The sequence below is a fragment of the Streptomyces sp. NPDC005070 genome, from assembly GCF_053600395.1.
On sequence record NZ_JBSFZS010000348.1, the window covers coordinates 1 to 2,831 of the forward strand.

Below are 2,831 nucleotides of genomic sequence, written 5' to 3' on the forward strand. Positions count from 1 at the left end.
AGCGGTGCGAGACCGCCGCGCACGGCAGCGAGGTCACGGTGAACGGGCGGGCGGTGACGCTGACCGCGGGCGCGAGCACGGCACAGCCTCGCACTACCCACCCGGCACGCCCTGCTGGGTCGACCTGATGGCCCCCGACCAGCAGGCAGCCCTCGACTTCTACCGTGACCTGCTCGGCTGGGAGGGCGAGGTCGGCCCGCCCGAGTTCGGCGGGTACGCGATCTGCACCCTGAACGGCAAGCCGGTGGCCGGAATCATGAAGGCCCAGCCGATGAACGAGGGCGATCCCATGCCGCCCACGGTGTGGACCACCTACCTGGCGAGCGCCGATGCGGACGCCACCGGGACGGCGATCGCGGCTGCCGGGGGCACCGTGATGTTCCCGGCGATGGACGTGGGCACCGTCGGCCGGATGCTGGTCGCGGCCGACCCGACCGGCGCCGTCTTCGGCGTCTGGCAGCCCGTCGACTTCTGGGGCGCCGCGGTGGTCAACGAGCCTGGCGCCTTCACCTGGAACGAGCTGCACACCCCGGACCTGGCCGCCGCCGGGGCCTTCTACCAGCAGGCGGTGGGCCTGACCTCCGCCCCGATGGAGGGCATGGAGAACTACCACTCGATGAACGTGGGCGACCGCTCGGTCGGCGGCATGACCACCATGGGTGAGATGGCGCCCCCCGGGACGCCCCCGCATTGGCTCACCTACTTCTCGGTGGACGACACCGACAGCGTGGTGGACGCGCTGGTCAAGGCGGGCGGCAACGTCCTCATCCCGCCGTTCGATTTCGTCGCCGGCCGGATGGCCGTCGTGACGGACCCGCAGGGGGCCCAGTTCGCCTTGATCAAGTCCGTACCCATGTAGGACTTCGGACGCCAAGACCCCGCCCGCCCGGACTCAGGGCAGGCGGGGGTCTCTTTTTTGATGGCGGGAGCCGAGCGGATTCAGGCCACTCCGACCACCTCGACGACAAGCGATTCATCCGGCCGGCCAACTCGTCGGTGTCTGCCCGGAGATGACTGCCCTGCCCGCGCAGGTCGCGGGCCTTCGCCACGTTGCGCGGTTGAACACTCTTGGTGAGCCGTCACGGCGGCACACCTTCCGTGTTGTTCGTCGATGCGCCACGAGCGCGGTGCGGGTCGGATGCCGTGTGTCACAGGGTGACGGCGAGCAGTTCGGCGTTGCGGTCGCCCGGCGTGCCCGCCCATCCCGGGTGGACACCACCGGACATGCCCTCGGCGAGCCTGGGGGCGTTGTACGCCAGTTCCCGGTAGAGCGAGGCCAGACCGGTCGCCGAGAGGTCGGAGAAGTCGAGGGAGGTGCGGTGCGGGGCGGCGGACTCGACGAGCGTGGTGAAGAGGGAGACCGTGCCGTCGCCGTTGTCGGTGAGCTCCAGCACGCGTGCGTGGTGCGGATAGTCCACATGCGAGGCCGTGTTGACCTCCCAGAAGGAACGGGCGGACACCGGGTGCGCGTGCGGGGTGATGCGGTTGACGTGGCTGTGACCGTTGATCCACGCCAGGACATTGGGGAAGCGGGAGAGCAGGGCGATGACCTCGGCGCCGTCGTGCCTGGGTTCGTCGCCGAGGGCGGCGTCGGGACGGCGGGTCATGCTCGGACTGTGGTGGTGGCTGAACACCAGGATGTGGGCGTCGTCGGCACCGGGACGGCGGACGAGGCGGCCGTCGGCGTCGTAGGAGCGTGAACTGTGTTCGGCCAGGGTCCGCTCCAGCCAGCGGAGCTGCTCGGTGCCGAGAGATCCCTCGTAGTGGCCGCTGCGGTAAGTGGTATCGATGCTGACGCCGACGACGTTCTCGGCGATCCGGAACGTGTAGTAGAGGCGGTCGTCGTCCAGATGGTCCGGTGTGAAGCCGTGCCCGAGCGGGCCCGGGCCGGTGTGGGAGGGGTCGAGATGGGCGGTCAGATAGTCGCGCGGGGTGCACAGTCGGCGGCGCTCGTCGGGCGTGACCTGCCGTGCGTCCGCCGCGTGCCGGCGCAGAATCGCGGCGAGGACCTCGCTCTTCGGGTCATCGCCCGACCGCAGCGCCTTCGCGTAGGCGGCGGCGTCCGTGTCGGAGACCGAGAGCAGCTTGCGGGAGCCGGTCGCGATGTCCCCGAGCGCCGGTGAGAGGCATCCGCCGGGCAGCGCGTCGTGGTTGCCGGCTGTCGAGTACCAGGGGATGCGCAGCCCAGGGCTGGTCACCGGCCGTGTCGCCGCGGCAAGGAAGCCGGGAATCAGCGGCAGTCCGCGCCGCTTGTCCAGGTCACGCAGCGAGGCGTCGTCCGGGTGCCAGTAGAGGGGCAGGCCGGAGTTCTGGACGCCTTCGTACGCCGTCGGGTCACCGGTCGTGGGCGTGATCCGGCCGCCGTTCATCAGCGTGAGGAACCACTCCAGCTCGATCGCCGCGTTGTTGTCGAGATTGTCCCCGGTCGTCATCACGAACGCGGGCGGCAGTCCGGAGTGAGGGCCCCTGCGCAGCGCGTTCACCTGCTGTACGAGCGCCACCGCGCCCGCCGGGGTCAGCGCCTCCTGCGCGCGCCAGGCGCTGTCGGACCTCGCCCGCAGGAACTCGGTCCGCAGCGGGTTCTGCACGTCGGTGAGGTGCAGGTCGGTGAACTGGACGAAGCAGGCCAGCGGAGTACGCCGGCCGGCCCGCCCCGAACGGGCGGCGGCCAGTTCCTCGCGCACGACGAGCGGCCAGCCGGGGCCGGACACCAGCCGCCGGTAGCCGCCCGTGCGGGCCGGTCCGGCGAGGCGGGCCGTTGTCTCCAGCGTGGTGGCCGCGGCGGGCTGCGGAGCCTGCGTCGGCAGGGCGGCCTGGGCGGGCCGAGGCGC

The 2,831-nt window shown here is 71.4% G+C and carries 2 protein-coding genes; one reads left to right on the forward strand and one right to left on the reverse strand.

Annotation, left to right across the window (positions count from 1 at the left end):
* Positions 1-127: 127 nt before the first annotated feature.
* On the forward strand, positions 128-859 hold the full coding sequence (locus ACWEBX_RS38885; RefSeq protein WP_451889425.1) for a VOC family protein: 732 nt from the start codon (positions 128-130) through the stop codon (positions 857-859).
* A gap of 289 nt (positions 860-1,148) precedes the next feature.
* Here the strand turns inward: ACWEBX_RS38885 and ACWEBX_RS38890 are convergent, their stop codons facing one another.
* A complete protein-coding gene (locus ACWEBX_RS38890) occupies positions 1,149-2,807 on the reverse strand; it encodes a TIGR03767 family metallophosphoesterase (RefSeq protein ID WP_451889426.1) in 1,659 nt (552 codons plus the stop codon).
* Between the last annotated feature and the right edge of the window lie 24 nt (positions 2,808-2,831).